General features: G+C 49.3%; 19 protein-coding genes and 1 tRNA gene. 13 read left to right on the top strand and 7 right to left on the bottom strand.

The annotated features are described in order from the left end of the window. Positions 1-23: 23 nt before the first annotated feature. Positions 24-506 (bottom strand): Fur family transcriptional regulator, encoded by a 483-nt coding sequence (locus LHF31_RS05790; RefSeq protein ID WP_298006842.1) that lies wholly within the window; start codon positions 504-506, stop codon positions 24-26. A 155-nt stretch (positions 507-661) separates the two neighbouring features. On the opposite strand from LHF31_RS05790, the gene LHF31_RS05785 reads away from it, so the two are divergent. The 13 genes from LHF31_RS05785 (at position 662) to LHF31_RS05725 (ending at position 11,588) form a co-directional block, all read left to right on the top strand. Next, entirely contained in the window at positions 662-1,069 is a 408-nt protein-coding gene (locus tag LHF31_RS05785; RefSeq protein WP_298006846.1) for a cobalamin B12-binding domain-containing protein, read from the top strand. Continuing rightward, positions 1,069-2,007, top strand: a complete 939-nt coding sequence (gene meaB, locus LHF31_RS05780) for a methylmalonyl Co-A mutase-associated GTPase MeaB (protein ID WP_303773811.1) — start codon at positions 1,069-1,071, stop codon at positions 2,005-2,007. Before LHF31_RS05785 ends, meaB begins: the two co-directional genes overlap by 1 nt. Positions 2,008-2,106: 99 nt before the next feature. Next, entirely contained in the window at positions 2,107-3,888 is a 1,782-nt protein-coding gene (aspS, locus tag LHF31_RS05775) for an aspartate--tRNA ligase (RefSeq protein WP_298006851.1), read from the top strand. 157 nt (positions 3,889-4,045) lie between these two features. Further along, positions 4,046-4,597: a GNAT family N-acetyltransferase gene (locus LHF31_RS05770; protein WP_298006854.1), complete on the top strand. Its 552-nt coding sequence runs from the start codon at positions 4,046-4,048 to the stop codon at positions 4,595-4,597. 1 nt (position 4,598) lies between these two features. Beyond that, complete coding sequence (locus LHF31_RS05765; protein WP_298006857.1) at positions 4,599-5,582, top strand: ribose-phosphate pyrophosphokinase; 984 nt, start codon at positions 4,599-4,601, stop codon at positions 5,580-5,582. Positions 5,583-5,596: 14 nt separating this feature from the next. Beyond that, the gene (mutM, locus tag LHF31_RS05760) at positions 5,597-6,424 is read left to right on the top strand and encodes a DNA-formamidopyrimidine glycosylase (RefSeq protein ID WP_298006860.1); all 828 of its coding nucleotides are present in this window, start codon (positions 5,597-5,599) and stop codon (positions 6,422-6,424) included. 153 nt (positions 6,425-6,577) lie between these two features. Continuing rightward, entirely contained in the window at positions 6,578-6,850 is a 273-nt protein-coding gene (locus tag LHF31_RS05755) for a metal-sensitive transcriptional regulator (protein WP_298006863.1), read from the top strand. 23 nt (positions 6,851-6,873) lie between these two features. Next, positions 6,874-7,080 carry a heavy-metal-associated domain-containing protein gene (locus LHF31_RS05750; protein ID WP_298006866.1) on the top strand — a complete coding sequence of 69 codons (207 nt, stop codon included), beginning with the start codon at positions 6,874-6,876 and terminating at the stop codon, positions 7,078-7,080. Positions 7,081-7,141: 61 nt separating this feature from the next. Beyond that, positions 7,142-9,568, top strand: a complete 2,427-nt coding sequence (locus tag LHF31_RS05745; protein WP_298006869.1) for a heavy metal translocating P-type ATPase — start codon at positions 7,142-7,144, stop codon at positions 9,566-9,568. Positions 9,569-9,576: 8 nt separating this feature from the next. Next, complete coding sequence (locus LHF31_RS05740; protein WP_298006872.1) at positions 9,577-10,101, top strand: hypothetical protein; 525 nt, start codon at positions 9,577-9,579, stop codon at positions 10,099-10,101. Positions 10,102-10,202: 101 nt separating this feature from the next. Continuing rightward, positions 10,203-10,622 (top strand): universal stress protein, encoded by a 420-nt coding sequence (locus tag LHF31_RS05735; protein WP_298006875.1) that lies wholly within the window; start codon positions 10,203-10,205, stop codon positions 10,620-10,622. A 47-nt stretch (positions 10,623-10,669) separates the two neighbouring features. Next, positions 10,670-10,743: transfer RNA gene (locus tag LHF31_RS05730), tRNA-Arg, on the top strand. 11 nt (positions 10,744-10,754) lie between these two features. Continuing rightward, positions 10,755-11,588 (top strand): hypothetical protein, encoded by an 834-nt coding sequence (locus LHF31_RS05725; RefSeq protein ID WP_298006878.1) that lies wholly within the window; start codon positions 10,755-10,757, stop codon positions 11,586-11,588. Between the two features lie 85 nt (positions 11,589-11,673). Here LHF31_RS05725 and LHF31_RS05720 read toward each other — a convergent pair whose 3' ends face one another. From LHF31_RS05720 to LHF31_RS05695, 6 genes are read right to left on the bottom strand one after another with little or no spacing between them, the layout of a single operon-like run. Continuing rightward, the gene (locus LHF31_RS05720; protein WP_298006881.1) at positions 11,674-13,101 is read right to left on the bottom strand and encodes a Ni/Fe hydrogenase subunit alpha; all 1,428 of its coding nucleotides are present in this window, start codon (positions 13,099-13,101) and stop codon (positions 11,674-11,676) included. Positions 13,102-13,110: 9 nt separating this feature from the next. Continuing rightward, positions 13,111-13,644, bottom strand: coding sequence for an NADP oxidoreductase (locus tag LHF31_RS05715; protein ID WP_298006884.1), 534 nt, complete (start codon positions 13,642-13,644; stop codon positions 13,111-13,113). Between the two features lie 2 nt (positions 13,645-13,646). Beyond that, on the bottom strand, positions 13,647-14,369 hold the full coding sequence (gene hoxU / locus LHF31_RS05710; RefSeq protein ID WP_298006887.1) for a bidirectional hydrogenase complex protein HoxU: 723 nt from the start codon (positions 14,367-14,369) through the stop codon (positions 13,647-13,649). Next, the gene (gene nuoF / locus LHF31_RS05705; RefSeq protein ID WP_298006890.1) at positions 14,366-15,985 is read right to left on the bottom strand and encodes an NADH-quinone oxidoreductase subunit NuoF; all 1,620 of its coding nucleotides are present in this window, start codon (positions 15,983-15,985) and stop codon (positions 14,366-14,368) included. The genes hoxU and nuoF overlap by 4 nt, the downstream gene beginning before the upstream one ends. Then, positions 15,975-16,481, bottom strand: coding sequence for an NAD(P)H-dependent oxidoreductase subunit E (locus tag LHF31_RS05700; RefSeq protein ID WP_298006893.1), 507 nt, complete (start codon positions 16,479-16,481; stop codon positions 15,975-15,977). Before LHF31_RS05700 ends, nuoF begins: the two co-directional genes overlap by 11 nt. Before the next feature lie 14 nt (positions 16,482-16,495). Continuing rightward, positions 16,496-17,323 (bottom strand): CBS domain-containing protein, encoded by an 828-nt coding sequence (locus LHF31_RS05695; RefSeq protein ID WP_298006896.1) that lies wholly within the window; start codon positions 17,321-17,323, stop codon positions 16,496-16,498. Positions 17,324-17,494 lie beyond the last annotated feature (171 nt).

Here is a 17,494-nt window from a genome sequence, read left to right as displayed (position 1 = left end):
AAAAAGGAATGAAATATAACCTCTTATTCAGATTGACAATTTGAACAAATTCCAAAAAACGTTACATGAAATGTATCCACCTGATACCCACTCACTCGGGATAATTCCTCAAAGAGATTGGTGAGGAGGGTATGGGGAATTTCTTGAGAAGCACCACACTTTCTGCAAATCAGATGATGATGCAAACGACGGGTGGACTCATAAACAACCTTCCCACTTCCAACGTGCGCCATCAAAATCAAGCCCTGATCGACTAAAAAATCAAGGTTACGATAAATAGTGGCTTCGGTCACCCCCGGGAGGATTTTCCGCGTTCTTTCGTACACCTCCATAGCAGAGAGATGACCATCACTCTCTTCTATAACGTTCAAAATAGCCAGCCGTTGAGGAGTGACACGGTAGCCCTGCTGGTGTAGTGTTTGAGCAGGTTCCTTTTCTGACATAGTGAGAAATTTCTTTATTGCAATTTCTTTCAATAAATATACCATAAAAAATTTTTCAATCACATCATACTGCAAGGATCCAAAAGAGAAGGAAGATTGTCTAACCTTTTAGAGAAAGGAATTAAGGATGTTCAAAATATGAGTAATGTCCGGAGAAAAAGAGAGCCTTTCCGTTTATAATCCAGGATGAACTGATTGAATAAATGAGGAGTAAAGCAATGAACGATCGAAAGATTCGGGTTCTCATTGCAAAACCGGGGTTGGATGGTCACGACCGTGGAGCAAAAATTATTGCCCAGGCTCTGCGTGATGCAGGGATGGAAGTCATTTATACCGGTTTGCGTCAAACCCCTGAAATGATTGCAGAAGCCGCCCTTCAGGAAGATGTGGACGTGGTTGGACTATCCATTCTCTCAGGGGCACATATGGCACTGGTTCCTCGAATCATTGAACTGATTCGAAAAAACGGGCAGGAAGAGGTTAAGGTGTTTGTGGGCGGTATTATTCCAGAGGAGGACATCCCTCCCCTCAAAGAAGCCGGAGTTTATGCAGTCTATGGTCCCGGCACCAGCACAGAAGTGGTTGTGCGAGACATTCAAGAAGCCGTACTGGGTGAAAAAGTCTGATGGACCTGGTGGAACGCGCCCTGGCAGGAGAACGGCTTGCCATTGCCCGTCTGCTGACACAGGTAGAAAACAACACTTCTTTTGGGCAAGAGGCACTGCAACGTCTTTACCCGCGAACGGGTAATGCCCACATTGTCGGATTGACAGGAGCACCAGGAACGGGCAAATCCTCTCTGGCAAACCAGTTAGCAAAGGCTATTCGTTCACGCCAGGACGCTCCTAAAGTCGCAATTGTGGCAGTGGATCCATCCAGCCCATTTACAGGCGGCGCTTTACTGGGAGACCGGGTGCGTATGCGGGATTTAGCAGGCGATTCCGGGGTGTTTGTCCGCTCTATGGCTTCCCGCGGTGCACTGGGAGGGGTGGCAAGGGCAACATCTGCTATCGTTCAGGTACTGGACGCTCTCGGTTTCGGCATGATCCTGGTGGAGACGGTAGGCACTGGACAATCAGAAGTCGAAGTTGCCCGTCTTGCCCACACAGTCATTGTGGTGGATGCACCGGGTCTGGGAGATGACGTTCAGGCAATCAAGGCGGGGATTCTGGAAATCGCCGATATTCTGGTGGTGAACAAGGCGGATCTACCCGGAGTAGAAAATACCCTTCGTGCACTCAATTTAATGCTGGAAATGTTCCCCCAAACCAGGGAACAGAATGGCTGGAAACCTCCTCTATTGCGCGCCAGCGCTGTTAACGGAGAAGGAATTGTAGAAATTATCGATGCCATCTTCCGCCATGGAGAATATCTGAAAACACATTCTCTCTGGACAACGCGTGAAAGAAGCAGGGTGCTCACCGAAATTCTGGAACGCGTCCAGGAGATTTTGCTGGAACATTGGAAGCACCAGGTTGGAGAAACCCGTCTTAATCAGGTAGTGGAACGTGTGCTTCAACGGGAACTTTCCCCAGCCGAAGCTGTGAAATACCTTCTGGACTAACGACAACCAACTTTTCTACCAGCAAATTCGGTTTGGTGGAAACCATCGGCTGTGTTAAAATTGCCGTCTAAGAATATTTTGTGAATGAGGAAGTGCTAAATGTACCGGACACATACTTGTGGCGAACTACGCCCCACTCATGTTGGACAAACGGTTATCCTGTCTGGCTGGGTGCACCGGCAGCGAGATCATGGCGGTATTACTTTTATTGATTTACGCGATCGATACGGTATTGTTCAAATTGTTGCCAATCCTTCCAACCCAAAGGTGGCGGTGATCCAGAGTGCTCGCGCAGAATGGGTCCTCCAGGTCAAAGGGGTTGTTCGACGACGCCCGGAAGGAGCAGAAAATCCTCACCTGCCTACCGGAGAAATTGAAGTTGATGTACTGGAATGCGAAGTCTTAAACCCTGCGAAACCATTGCCTTTCCTGGTCAATAAAGAGGAAGAGGTAGAGGAAAGCCTGCGTTTAAAATACCGGTATCTTGACCTGCGCCGGGAACGTATGCAGCGCAATCTCATCCTTCGTCACAAAGTGGTCAAGTTCATCCGGGACTATCTGGATCAGCAGGGGTTTATTGAGGTAGAAACGCCCATTTTATTCAAGACCACGCCGGAAGGCGCCCGTGACTATCTGGTGCCCAGCCGGGTTCATCCGGGGATGTTCTATGCGCTTCCTCAATCCCCACAACAATTAAAACAATTACTGATGGTCTCTGGTGTGGATCGTTATTTCCAGATTGCGCGGTGCTTCCGCGATGAAGACTTGCGCGGTGACCGTCAGCCCGAATTCACCCAGCTGGACCTGGAAATGTCTTTTGTCCAGCGGGATGATGTGCTGAACATGGTGGAAGGTTTGTTTACCGCAATGATTCCTGCCGTCGCTCCCCACAAACGTTTGCTGGCTTCCCCCTGGCCCAAACTTACCTATCGTGAGGCAGTAGAGCGTTACGGCACCGATAAGCCAGATCTTCGCTTTGGTTTGGAACTACACGACTGCAGTACCATCTTTGCAAACAGTTCCTTCATGGTGTTCCAGAACACGTTAAAAAGCGGGGGGGTGGTCAAATGCATTGTAGCCCCAGGATGCGCCGAGTACACCCGTAAAGAGGTGGATGACCTGACAACCTTTGCAAAAGAACAAGGCGCAAAAGGGCTGGCAACGCTGGCATTGACTGCTGAAGGGATCAAAGGCACAGCGCAGAAATTCATAACCCCCGCAGAGGTCGAAGCCCTGCAGGCATTGACCGGTGCCAGGACAGGAGACCTGGTATTGTTTGTTGCCGATACCCGAGAGGTTGCCAATAAGACACTGGGGGCACTGCGATTGTATTTCCGAGACCGACTTAAATTAGCCGACAGGGACGTGCTGGCATTTGCCTGGGTGGTGGATTTCCCGATGTTTGAGTGGAATGAAGAAGAGAAAAAATGGGACGCTGCACACCATCCCTTCACGATGCCCAAGATGGAAGACCTGGATAAATTTGACACCGATCCAGCCAGCATTCTTTCGGATGCTTATGATATGGTGTGTAACGGCTACGAAATGGCTTCCGGTTCCATCCGGATTCACCGGCGGGATATCCAATTTAAGATTTTCCAACTGCTGGGTTTGAAGGATGAAGATATCCAGCGCAAATTCGGGCATATGCTGGAAGCCTTTGAGTACGGCGCACCACCCCATGGTGGTATGGCACCGGGAATTGACCGTCTGGTGATGCTTCTGGCAGATGAGCCCAATATCCGGGAGGTCATCGCTTTCCCCAAGAACCAGGCCGCTCGCGATCTGATGGCGGATGCTCCCTCTCCTGCTACCGAAAAGCAGTTGCAGGAACTGCATATCCGCGTGGAATTGCCAGAAGAGAAAAAAACCGAACCATAACCCGGTTTAGTCTTGTCCTCTTGTCCCCGCACCCTAAAGGTGTGGGGACTTTTATTGCAAATGTTGGTTCTAAAAAACTACTGGATTTTAAGAAAAGCCATAAAACAATTCAGGTAACCTCGCTTATAATTGAAGGTTGTAAAATCAGGAGAAAAAAATGATTTCTTCTCAACGGATAAGACTTCGACCGATTCAGCGAAGTGATTTGCCTTTCTTTGTCGAGTGGCTTGGCGATCCAGAGGTACGGCAATTTATCACAGTGAACATCCCCCTCTCTTTGGAAGAAGAAGAGATGTGGTACGAACAGGTTTTGAAGCATCCAAAACCAGAACGTCCCCTTGCCATTGAGGCAAAAGAAGGGGATGACTGGCGTCTGATCGGTAACATTTCCCTGTTTGATTTAAATTGGGTGCATCGCAGTGCAGAAGTTGGCATTCTGATAGGAGACAAACGGTTCTGGAACCAGGGATTTGGAAGAGAAGCCATGCAACTAATGGTAAAACACGCCTTTGAAACCTTGAACTTAAATCGCGTGTACCTGCGCGTTGACGTTGAAAATGTGAGAGGTATTCGAGCCTATGAACGGGCTGGCTTTGTGAGAGAGGGAGTCTTACGACAAGCCGTTTATCGAAATGGATACTATTCAGATATGGTGGTAATGTCTGTGCTTCGTTCGGAGTGGCAGGCAACCACACGGGAGGAAGCGTAATATGCACCACGGGCGACATGAAAGGATGTATGGAGATATTAAACTGTATGCAGGCTCCGCATCCACCGAACTTACCAATAAAGTTGCTGAGTATCTGGGGGTTCCTGTTAATGGACGGGATGTGGTCGTTTTTCCTAACGAAAACCTCTTTGTAAAACTGCACAGCAGTGTTCGCGGACAGGACTGTTACGTCATCCAGACAACTTCCGCTCCGGTACACCGCAACCTGATGGAATTGCTCATTATGATTCAAACCCTGCGGCTAGACTCGGCAGCAAGAATCACTGCGGTGATACCATACCTGTGTTATGCTCGCTCAGACAAGAAGGATCAGCCTCGCGTTCCCATTACAGCGCGATTGGTTGCAGATATGATTGAGGTGGCTGGCGCAGACCGCTATATCACCTTAGATCTTCACGCCGGGCAAATTCAGGGATTCTTCACCATTCCAGGCGATGTGCTGACAGCATTTCACATTCTGGTAGATTACCTTCACTCCATCAAACCCAAAATGCATTCCCCTGTTCTGGTCACTGCTGACCTTGGGTTTGCGAAGAAGGGTAGAAACTTTGCCGCAGCGATTGATGCCCCCATGGCATTTATCGAAAAACGTCGTGTGGCTAACGATGCAAAAGCGCGCGCATTGACGATCATTGGTGAAGTCAGTGGACGGGATTGCGTTCTGGTAGATGATGAGATTGACACTGGCGGAACCATGGTTGAAGCGGTGAATATTCTCAAAGAAAATGGGGCACGGAATGTGTACATGGTATTTGTACACCCGGTCTTTTCTGCCAATGCTGCACAACGGTTAGCCAGTTTGCCCGTTACAGAATTTATCACCACGGATAGCATCCCCATCCCGGATGAAAAGAAGGCACTGTTTGGTGACCGGTTAAAAATCTTATCGGTAGCCCCCTTACTGGGTGAAGTGATCCTCCGCGCCAATCAGGGACGCAGTGTCGGCGAGATGTTTAACGAGTAATCCATTTTGACCACATGCCTGAATTACCTGAAGTTCAGACGATTGTTTCAGCATTACGGGATGGAGGCAGGGGGGCTCCATCCATCTCAGGGAAGCAAATTGTATCTACAAAGATTGCCTGGCAAAAAACGGTTGCCCATCCAGACCTGATAACATTTCAGGAAAAAATTACAGGGGAAGAAATTCGAGAAATCCATCGGCGGGGAAAGTTCATCTGGATCAAGTTGCGTTCGGCACATCTGTTTATTCACCTGCGCATGAGCGGCGACTTAAGAGTTGAACCGTCAACCTCTCCCCTGCAATCTCACGATCGCATGTGGTTTGAATTCTCTGATGGGCTTCGACTGGTTTTCAATGACGCCAGGAAATTTGGGCGAGTCTGGCTGGTTGATGATCCCAATCAAATCATTGGAAATCTGGGACCCGAACCTCTGGATGAAACCCTGTCTCCAGAGCAGTTTCATGAGCGGTTGCTAACATATCGACGCCAGATCAAACCCCTTTTGCTGGATCAGAGATTTCTGGCAGGTGTGGGCAACATTTACTCCGATGAGGCATTGTTCCTGGCACAAATACACCCCAGGCGTCTCTCTCACACTTTAAATCAGGAAGAAAGCACACGCCTCCTCAGTGCTATTCGACAGGTTTTGGAGGAAGGCATTCAAAAAAACGGCGCCAGCATTGATTGGGTGTATCGCGGGGGTGAGTTTCAAAATTCTTTCCGGGTGTATCAACGCACAGGCGAGCCATGTTTGAACTGCGGAGCCCCTATTGAGCGCATAACTGTAGGGCAAAGAGGCACCCACTTCTGTCCAAAATGCCAGATTTTCGATTGCGATTAACGAGATAATCTATCTTCTCAGAAAAATCCTTTCTTTTTCTCTCTTTATCTCTGACAATGTAAAGTGGATTTAATTCCTCTTGATTTTCTGCATTTTCATGATATACTATTTTTACCCCCCCCCAGGGGGGTGGGGCAACCAGGAGGATTTTGTATGCATGATCGAAGCGAAGCCATTCATCGACTGAAGATTGCCGAAGGGCATTTAAGGGGTATTCAGAAAATGCTTGAGGAAGATGCATATTGTATTGACGTCATCCGTCAGATACAGGCTGTGCAATCTTCGCTCAATAAGGTCAGCACGCTCCTTCTCGAACAGCACCTGAACTCCTGTGTCATTACCGCCGTTCAAGGTGAGGACCCCAAAGAACGAGAACGCGTCTTGAAAGAAATCAGCGATGTCTTTGAAGCCGCAACTCGTGTATAAAACACAACATACTGGAGGTATCCATGCAAACTGTCACTTACAAGATTCCCAACATTTCCTGCAACCACTGTGTTCATACCATTACTTCTGAACTGAGCGAACTCCCGGGCATCAAAGAGGTAAAGGCGGATAAAGACACCAAAATTGCTGTGATTACCTTTGATGCCCCGGCTACAGAAGAGCAGATTGTTGCGACACTTCGGGAAATCAATTACCCACCTGAAAGTTAATTCCAGGCTTGCCAACCCCATTTGAGAATCCCTCTTTTATTTGAAGAAGGGAAGGTTAAGTATGCCTCAAACCAAACAAATTACCTTGCCGGTTACCGGAATGACCTGCGCCAATTGTGTTGCAACCGTTGAGCGCAATTTGAAAAAGGTCAAGGGGGTGCAAACTGCCATTGTAAACCTCTCATCCGAGCGCGCCAGCGTGGAATTTGACCCCTCACTGGCAGGATTAACGGATCTGATTGAACGGATTGAACGGGCCGGATATGGCGTAGCCACAGGCGAAGCAGATTTTCTCTTAAAACGCATGAGCGATGATAACGACGCGCGCAGACTGGAAAAAAGCCTTGCCAGCCTTGAGGGTGTGTTATCCGTCCAGGTTTCAGTAGTCAGCGAGCGGGTACGCATTCGCTACATTCCGACTGTAATCACCTATACAGAACTGCGTCGCGCCATTCATGCTCTGGGATTTGAAACGGCTGAAGAAGGCGTAGAGACAGAAGATGCCGAAAGTATTGCCCGTCAAAAAGAGATTGAACAGCAAAAGCGGCATCTGATTATTGGTTTAATCTTCGCCATACCATTGTTCGTCCTTTCTATGGCGGGGGATCTGGGCTTTTTACCCATGTCCGTTTCCCATTCTTCTTGGATTAAGTGGGTAATGCTGGTACTGGCGTTACCCGTGCAATTCTACGTTGGACGACAATATTACATCGGTGCGTATAAATCCCTGCGCAACGGGTCCGCTAATATGGATGTGCTGGTTGCGCTGGGGACATCGGCGGCATTTCTCTACTCCATCCCTGTCACCCTGGGATGGATTTCCGGTCATGTTTATTTTGAAACCGCCGCGGTGATTATTGTGCTGATCAAACTGGGAAAACTGCTTGAAGCCCGTGCCAAGGGTAGAACCAGCGAAGCCATTAAGAAACTCATGGGATTGCGTCCAAAAAACGCCCGCATCATCCGTGACGGGCAAGAAATGGAAATCCCTGTGGATGAAGTTCAGATTGGCGACATTGTGATGGTTCGTCCGGGTGAAAAAATCCCAGTAGATGGCATTGTGATTGAAGGACGTTCATCAGTGGATGAATCCATGCTCACGGGAGAATCGCTGCCGGTAGAAAAAGGTCCCGGGGCAATGGTCATCGGCGGTACGCTGAATAAACTTGGGCTGATTAAATTTGAAGCCACTCGCATCGGAAAAGATACGGCTCTTGCTCAAATCATTCGACTGGTCGAAGAAGCCCAAGCCTCCAAAGCCCCCATACAAAAACTGGTTGATCGCATCTCGGCTGTATTTGTGCCGGCAGTGATTGTAATTGCAGTATTCACTTTTCTGGGTTGGTTGTTCTTTGGACCTCCCCTGCCTGTAAATTCCGACATAACTCCATTCACCCGGGCATTGATTACCATGGTGGCTGTGCTGGTGATTGCCTGTCCCTGCGCAATGGGTTTAGCCACCCCAACAGCGGTTATGGTAGGAACTGGAAAAGGCGCAGAACTGGGCATCCTTTTTAAAAATTCCGAAGCCCTTGAACGCGCTGGAACAGTGAAAATAGTTGTGCTGGATAAAACCGGCACCATCACTCGCGGACAACCCGCCGTAACAGACATTCTTCCTCTCACATCAGACTTTAACCAGAATGACATTCTCAGGCTGGCTGCATCGGTGGAAAAAGGCTCTGAACACCCACTGGGAGAAGCCATTGTTGCCGAATCCGGAAACCGGGATTTGAAGTTAAGCGAACCGCAAGGATTTCTTGCAACTGCAGGAAATGGTGTAGAAGCCGAAGTTGATGGATTAAAAGTGGTGGTGGGAAGTCCTCGCATGATGATTCAGCGAGGATATGCGCTAACCAGTGTAGAGCCATCCATTGAGAGATTGCAACAGGAAGGAAAAACCACTGTCCTTGTGGTGGTAAACGATCAGCCTGTGGGAGTGATTGGAATTGCCGATACCATTAAGTCCGGTTCCCGCGAAGCCGTCGAAGAACTTCATCAGATGGGGATTAAAGTAGCCATGCTGACTGGAGATAATCGTCCGACAGCCCTTGCCATAGCCCGAGAGGCTGGAATTGATGAGGTGCTGGCAGAGGTTTTACCCGGCGAAAAAGCAGCCGAAATTAAGAAATTGCAGGAACAGGGCAATGCCGTGGCTATGGTGGGCGACGGCGTCAATGATGCGCCGGCGCTTGCTCAGGCGGACATTGGCATTGCTATCGGCACCGGGACGGATGTGGCAATGGCATCTGCTCCCGTTGTCCTCATCAGTGGCGATTTAAGAGGGGTACCTCGAGCCATTCGACTCTCTCGGGCAACCCTGCGAACGATTAAGCAAAACCTGTTCTGGGCTTTCTTCTACAACACTATCCTCATCCCTGCTGCAGCGCTGGGGTATCTCGTTCCTATGCTTGCGGCACTGGCAATGGCGTTCAGCAGTGTCTTTGTCGTAACCAACAGCCTAAGATTAAGAAACAAAAAAATTTAGGAGATAACATGATGACAAAACGTATTTTGATCCCACTTACTCTTCTTTTCTTGTTAAGCGTGCTTTTCTCAGCCTGTAATACACAACCTACCGCCAGCGGCAATTATGCCCAAAATCCTGCAGGTAAAGCCTATGCAGAGGGAAAAGAGATTTACTTTGTTCATACCGAAGCCTCTGATCCACAAATTGCCGAGAAACTGACGAATATGATGAAATCTCCGGTACTTACCGTACCCTCACTGGCAAATGTACCATCTGAATCGTTGGCTCAGGTTTACGTGTTCGAGAATGGTGTTAAGGGAGATGGACCTCTCGGATACCAACCAGATGTCTTTAACCATCCGCCATCCAGCCAGGGCTACACACCATTACGGGAAATTATCCTGGTAAAGTGGGTACAGGACGCAAAGGCTCGTGAACTGAAATCTGAGACAGAAATCAAACAGGCAGAAGCCAATGGAGAACTGGTTTTAACTCCCACCAACGTCGTTGTGAACATGCCCTTTGTGGTTTGGGATGGAGGTAAACGTTAAGAAGTTTTTACGGGATCGTTTTTAAGGCTGGTCGAGTTTTTTCTCGCCAGCCTGTTTATTTTCTCCTCTTGATGGTTATAATGAAAAATGGAGGAGGAAATATGTTCAAACAAATTCTCCTTGCTTACGATGGTTCTGAACACTCTCGCCGTGCCGCTGAATTAACCGGAAATCTGGCGCGTGAGCAGAAAGATTGTGTGGTGCGAATTGTCTGCGCTGTAGGAGCGGTACCCTGGGTGTCCAGCGACCCAATGGCAGAGCGGTGGATTGCCGAACAAACGCTGGAAGGCAACCGATTGATTGATGAAGCCAGTGCCCTGGTCGGAGAAGGAGTGGAGATTCGTCGCGAACTGGTATTTCAATCTCCTGCTGAGGGGATCATGAATGTTGCAGAAGCACACCAGTGCGATTTAATCGTCATTGGTAGCAAAGGAAGAGGGGGGATCACAGGTTTACTTATGGGAAGCCAGACCCAAAAGGTAATCAGTATGGCAACCTGCCCGGTGCTGGTGGTAAAGTAAAAACTGATGCACGCAGAGAGCCTGTTTTCGGGTATAATACAGGCAACGCTCCCGTAGCTCAAGTGGACAGAGCGCCTGACTTCGAATCAGTAGGTTGTGGGTTCGAGTCCCGCCGGGAGCGCCTTTCTTTTTATGAAACCTTCCTTGTTGTTAATGTTTTTCTGGATTTCATTGCTGTTGCTGATTGGGACGGGATGCAGCACTGTGTTCCCACAATCGTTACCGCCTGCCATAACCCAAGAAAATCCCACCGGAACTTCTTTACCCACTTCCTCCTCCACTCCTGTGCCGCCTACTATTACTTCTACCCCAACCCCAAATCCTTCTCCAACCCGGACAAAAACCGTTACCCCATCTCCAACCGAAACCATAACCCCAACCGTCACTCCCAGCCCGGCACCCACCTATACCAAACTGCGTGCAAAAGTGATTATCGAACAGGCGGTTTGCCACTACGGTCCAGGCGCGCCATATTTGTACAAATATGGTGTGTACAAGGGAAGCAATATTGAGGTTTTACGGCGGGTGATTGGGAGCAATTATGTTGAGATTCAAGCGATCGGCGGAAGTAATCGCTGTTGGGTACGGGCAGATTACCTTGAATTTAAGGGAGACTGGCAAACCCTCGAGCCGGTCAGCGCCTGGGAGGTCAAACTGCCCATTTCTCCCTATTACCCCTCTCCAGGCGGAATAACAGCCAGACGAGAAGGGAATGAAATCATTGTTTCATGGAATCCTTTACTCCTGCGAGCCGGGGATGATTCGGAACAAACCCCTTATATTGTGGAAGCATGGGTTTGTATCAAGGGGCAAATGGTGTTCAAACCAGTTGGCACATATCAGACATCGGTGCGAATTCCCGATGAGCCAGGTTGCAGTGAACCCTCATACGCCACTTTTATCGCCGCCGAGAAGCATGGATACACTCCGCGTGTAGAAATCCCTATTCCACCTCAATCTCCCTGAACCATTCACAGATAATTGAAAAGAGCGAAACCTGTGCAAAGATTCCGCTCTTTTCTAAAGCCTTGAGGAGGACTGCTATCGAGGTTTATTCTCCACGCACCAGGGTATCCACCACTCTACCGTCTGGAGCAATCAGTTCAATTGCCAGTGGCATTTGTCCAACGGCGTGAGTGGAGCAAGCCAGGCAGGGATCAAAGGCGCGAATCACTGCTTCCACACGATTGAGCATCCCTTCGGTCAGTTGCGCCGATTTTACATAGTATCTTGCCGCCTGTAATACCCCACGATTCATCGCCAGGTTATTATGACCAGACGCTATAATCAGGTTTGCCCATTGAATCAAGCCATACTCATCAACTTTGTAATGATGGATCAAGGTACCCCGTGGCGCCTCGCTGACTCCAATTCCCTCGAGGTTGTTAACCTCGGCGTGCGCCCGCACACTGGTCGAGAGAATATCAGGATCATCCAGCAGCTGCTCAATGCGTTCAATGGCGTACAGAATTTCAATGAGGCGGGCATAGTGGTAATGGAAAGAACTCAAAACAGCGCCTTTATCCAGACAATGAAACTCTGCCAGTTCCTGGTCTGCCAGCGGTGTGCCACACTCATTCGCGATGTTCAACCGCGCCAACGGACCCACCCGATACATTCCCCCGGGATATCCCAGAGGCTTGTAATACGGTGACTTCAAGTAACTCCATGGCTCGACCGCTTCCCCAATGTAATCCGCATAATCTTCTACCGATAATTGATCGGCAAGAATACTGCCCCTCGCAGTGACTACACGCAAATAACCGTGATAATGTTCCAGCCGTCCCTCTTTGTTGACCAACCCAAGGAATAAACTGGGGAAGTTCGCAAATGTCCGGATGTATTCCTGGTAAGCATTCAGGTTCTTCTTATACCAGTCCAGCGTGCGCTGAATGATATTCTTCACCTCGGGAATCTCCCGGAGGATTTGTTCTCTTGCCGAGGGATCCAGTGGGGATGCCACTCCTCCTGGAATCACCCAGGCAGGATGGATGCGCTTCCCAGCCAGGCGTTCGATAACCTGCTGTCCAAACTGGCGCAAACGGATACCATCACGGGCAAATTGCGGATGCTCCTGCGCTACACCCAGAATATTCCGTCTTGCCGGATCTGAATCCATGCCCAGCAAAAGATCTGGCGAAGAAAGGTAAAAGAAATTCAGGGCATGAGACTGAATAATTTGTCCAAGATTGAGGATACGTCTCAGGCTGATTGCTGTCGGGGGAATCCGGACAGAGAGAATTTGATCACAGGCTTTTGCCGAGGCAATCAAATGGCTCACGGGACAGATACCGCAGGTTCGAGCAGTTAGAGAAGGCATCTCGTAGAAGGGACGTCCCTGGACAAATTTTTCAAACCCTCGAACCTGGGTGACGTGCACCTGAGCATCCTTCACTGAACCATCATCATTGAGAAAGATTGAAACCCGGGCATGTCCCTCTATACGGGTAACCTGTTCGATTACAATACGATCGCTCATAGGCGCCTCCTATGCTCCAAAGCGAGTCAAGGTATTAACATCCGGAATACGTCCTTCAATCAACTCCGTTAGCACCTGATAAATAGTGTTTGCTGAAGGGGGACATCCGGGCAAAAAGACATCCACGTGGACGTAGTGGTGAAGCGGTAATGCACGCGGGAGAAGTTCCGGTAAGGATTGCGCCGGCACCTGCGGATTCAACGCATCAGTCTCCACATACAGGGATTTCAGCATTTCATCCCGGCCGAAAGGATTACGCATGGACGGAATGTTCGCTGTAACAGCGCAATCACCAAAAGCGACCAGCAGTTTCGTTCGCTCCCGAATCTTGCGAATCTTGTGTAAATCCTCCTCAGTGCCCAAAGCGCCTTCCACAAGGGTAATATCTACATCTTCAGGAAATTCTTTGGCATCCACCAGAGGACTGAATACCAGTTCCACGCGGTCGCTCAACTCAATCAGTCGCTCGTCGATATCCAGAAAAGACATGTGACATCCGGAGCATCCATCCAACCAGATGGTTGCCAGTCTGATTTTCTTCATGTTTATTTACCTCCACGACGTCTCAATGCCAGATACGGCAGGAAATGCCGGCGCTTTGCCATTTCAGCCACAGATTTACCCTTTTCCGCCAGTGCACCAGTCGGGCATACATGTACACATTTTCCACATCCGGTACAGGTTGGTGATTCACCCCAAGGAGTATCAAAATCCGTAATTACCATGGTGCGGATGCCGCGATTGCGTAAGTCGCGGGTGTGAGCCCCTTCGATTTCTTCGCATACACGTACACAGCGCCCACACAGGATACAACGGTTGTGATCCACCTCATATTTGGGATGAGATCCATCCAGCATGAAGCGGGGATGCAGATAGGCAAAGCGAACATGATTGACACCCAGTTTTTGGGCTACGCTTTGAAGTTCACAATGTCCATTGGAAACACACACCGCGCAGATATGATTGCGTTCGGAGAACAGCAATTCAACAATCATCTTGCGGTAGTTGCGCAGACGCGGGTTATCCGTGACGATTTCCATACCTTCTTCAGGCTTGGTGGCACAGGCAGGGACCAGACGTCCGCTTCCTTGAATCTCCACCATACACAACCGACACTGCCCGGTTGGAAGAATCCCTTCCAGATGGCATAATGTGGGAATATCTATGCCATTTTCGCGAGCCACATCCAGAATAGTTTCATCTTCCGTGGCGCTGTAAGGCTTTCCATCAATCGTAAATGTTTTCACCGTAGCCGTAGGGGTCATCATGCCTCCTCCTCAACGGGGGATGGTTTTCGAATTTTCGCCAGGTATTCCTCACGGAAATACTTGAGTGTACTGAGAATGGGATTGGGAGCTGCCTGTCCTAAACCACACAGGCTGGCATTTCGTACCAGATCGCAAAGTTCTTCAAGCGTTTGCAAATCTTCTTCTGTGGCTTCTTTACGCTGGAATTTTCCCAGCAGGTTGTATAACTGCACCGTGCCAACCCGGCAGGGGACACATTTTCCGCACGACTCTTCCATGCTGAATTCCATAAAGTATCGGGCAACATCTATCATGTCTGAACGGTCATCAATGACGATCATGCCACCAGACCCCATCATGGAACCCAGCGCCTTAAGGGATTCATAATCCACCGGGGTATCCAGTAAATTTTCGGGAATACATCCGCCCGAAGGACCGCCGGTCTGTACGGCTTTGAATTTCCGCCCATCCGGAACACCTCCGCCAATCTCATAGACGATTTCCCGAAGGGTAATCCCCATTGGCACTTCAATTAACCCGGTGTTCTTAACCTTACCGGTCAACGCAAATACTTTGGTGCCCTTGCTTTTCTCCGTACCGGTTTGAGCAAACCACTCTCCACCATTTCGCAGAATGGCGGGGATGTTCGCGTAAGTTTCCACGTTGTTAACCAGCGTAGGTTTCCCAAACAACCCCGATTGCGCTGGGTAAGGGGGACGTAGCCGCGGCATACCCCGATTACCTTCAACCGACTGAAGAAGCGCGGTTTCCTCGCCACAGACAAAGGCGCCTGCCCCTAAACGAACGTCTACTTTGAACGAGAAGGGCGTGCCACAAATGTTCTGTCCAAGGAAGCCCATCTTTTCTGCCTGACGAATGGCTATCCGGAAGCGCTTAACCGCCAGAGGATACTCGGCACGCACATACACATAGCCCTGACTGGCTCCAACCGCATACGCTGCAACGATCATCCCTTCCAGCACCCGGTGAGGATCGCTTTCAAGAATGGAGCGATCCATAAACGCGCCGGGATCACCTTCGTCCGCATTACAAACCACGAATTTCTGATCCCCTTCAGCTTTTGCTACCGTGCTCCACTTCAAACCGGTCGGGTAGCCTGCCCCACCGCGCCCACGCAAGCCGCTTTTCTGTACTTCTTGAATGACTTCCGCTGGGTTTAACTCGGTGAGCACTTTAATCAATGCCGAATATCCGCCTGAGGCGATGTAATCTTCAATGCGTTCCGGATCCACAACACCCGCATTTTCAAGGGCATTTTTCTTTTGCCGGGTGAAGAAGGGTTCACTGGTATCGATGAGTTTTTCTTCCAGAGGTTCACCACCTAAACGGTCCAGGATTGCCGGTACATCCTCCGGGGTCATTTCCCGGTACAGAATTCCATCTGGCTGGATCGAAACAATTGGTCCAGCAGCGCATAATCCCAGGCACCCTACCTTCTTGACGAACACTTCATTTTCCAGGCCGCGTTGCTTTACCTCAGACTCTAACGCCGCCAGAATTTCATCGCTCCGAGATGATAAACACCCTGTGCTGGAACAGACCATAATGCGGTAACGATACTGCTTTTGCTGTTCCTGTTCTTTTTCAGCAATGGTAACAAGTTCCTCATTTGTCATGGTTCACCCACTCCCGTATTTTGGCTTTCATCTCTTCGACGCTCAATTTCCCCACCACTTCTCCATCCAGAATCATGACGGGAGCCAGACCACAGGCGCCTACACAACGCGCCACCATGAAGGTCAACTTCCCATCAGGGGTGGTTTGTCCGGGTTCCAAACCAAACTCTTCTTTCATGAAGTCCACAATCTCTCCAGCACCTTTTACGTAACAGGCAGTTCCGGTGCAAAGAGAAAAGACATGCTCTCCAACCGGGTTAAGATTGAACAGATTGTAAAAAGTGGCTACCCCAAACACCTTGGCGGGAGGGATATTTAAGGACTCTGCCACATAGTTCAACGCATCACGACTCACAAACCCAAAAGTTTCCTGAATGGAATGCAGGGTTTCAATGAGAGCCGTGGATGCGTACCCATGCCGCCGCATGGTGGCTTCGACAATTTTCCAACGCCGATCTCCATCTGGTGGATTTACTTTTCGAGTCGTCGCAACCATAGGGTCCCTTTCAATTAGAAGAATTTTTGGACAACCATTCGGAAGAGATCACTCTCCGTAAGAATCCCAACTAACTTTCCCTTTTCAACAACGGGCAAACAATGAATCTTCTTTTGCAGCAACAATCCAGCCGCCTCTTTTAATAAGGTCTGCGGGGTTACCGTCACAAGAGTTCGCGTCATGATGGCTTCTACCGGTTGGGTCAGGATTTTCAAAGAAAGTTCCTGTTGTTTCCGGGAAACAAAACGGGAGGGATCACTGCTGACCAGATCAGTGCGGGTCACCAGGCCTACCAGGCGCTCATCTTCTAAAACGGGCAACGCGCGAATGCGTTTTGTACCCATCAAGCGGTGGGCTTCAAGCAGGCTGGTATCTGGATCCACAACAACCACCTCATCGCTCATATACTCAGCAACCTGAAGCGGCTCTTCCAACTCTTCCAGAATGAAACGGAAAATATCCGAAGAGGTTAGAATTCCCACCAGTTCGCGCTGTTCATTCAATACAGGCAAGCCGGTGATCTTGTTTTCCAGCATCACACGAGCGGCTTTTGGAATGGGTGTATTGGGAAAAACCGTAATTGGATTAACGGTCATGATGTCTTGAATCGTCTGTTGATTCAAATCATAGGAAATTTCCCAGGTTTCATCCACAACAGCCGGCAAGTCCGCGCGGAGAAGACCGCGCCGGGTAACAATGCCTACCAGTTTTCCCGCAGATACCACAGGCAAATGCCGGATTTTACGAACATCCAGCAAACGCCGGGCATCTACAATAAACGTTTCCGGCGTAACCGTGTACACCGGGGAACTCATCCAGTTTTTTACAATTCCTTTTTTCATTCTGACCTCCCGTGCCATTTTTCAAAAGGCAACCAATTGATCCAACCAGAAGTATAGGAACTGAAGAGACGAGAGTCATCCCGAAAAATATGGAAATCCTGTCCATAAAAAGGTTGATTCTTAAGCAAAAACATCGGGATTGTTCCCGATGCATTGCTGACCGAACCTGTA

Origin of the sequence: Anaerolinea thermophila (genome assembly GCF_020723905.1) — a bacterium.
In the GTDB taxonomy this organism is placed as follows: domain Bacteria; phylum Chloroflexota; class Anaerolineae; order Anaerolineales; family Anaerolineaceae; genus Anaerolinea; species Anaerolinea thermophila_A.
The sequence above is the reverse complement of the archived record's forward strand: the minus strand, read 5'-3'. Positions and strand labels throughout refer to the sequence as shown.